Genomic DNA, 554 nt, shown 5'->3' with positions numbered 1-554 from the left:
AGGCTACACGGCCACCTATAACCTGCGCGGCCAGCTCGCGACGATCACCAAGAACGGCGTGACGACGAGCTACACCTACAACGCGGCCGGGCAGCGGGTGCGCAAGGTGAGCAGCAGGGGGCCGCAGGTCGACCGCCACAACCAGGTGCGCTGGCCCGGCCGGCGGACTTCTTCGGGACGACTGCACCAGAGGCCAACCCGAGCGGCCCTGGGGTTTTCCCTTGGAACCAGGTTTCTGCATATTCTCTGCATCATTCGTCCAGACACTCGATCCTCTCCACAACCACCAGGGAGCAGATCGATGTCACCGAACGAACGACCCGACCCGGAGCGTCGCGGACCCTCCGGGCTGACGACACTGGAGCTGGCTGAATTGCTCCCGCCGCTGGAGCCGCTCCCGCTTCCGCCGCCTGAAGCGATGCGCCCCCCGCAGACGCTGTGGCGCGAGGTTCCCCGGCTGCTCTTCTGCATCACCGTCGGCGTCATCTCGGTGATGCACATCAGCTTCTTCATGACACAGGCCGAAGAACCCGTCAGCACGATCCGTTGCGTGG

The 554-nt window shown here is 65.3% G+C and carries 1 protein-coding gene; it reads left to right on the top strand.

The window, feature by feature from the left end; translation table 11 throughout:
* Positions 1-301: 301 nt before the first annotated feature.
* Positions 302-554, top strand: a 253-nt coding sequence (locus AC1D15_RS36435; protein ID WP_477829923.1) for a hypothetical protein, incomplete at its 3' end; no start/stop codon positions are given.

The organism is Rhizobacter sp. P2_H2, assembly GCF_056403375.1.
The sequence above is the reverse complement of the archived record's forward strand: the minus strand, read 5'-3'. Positions and strand labels throughout refer to the sequence as shown.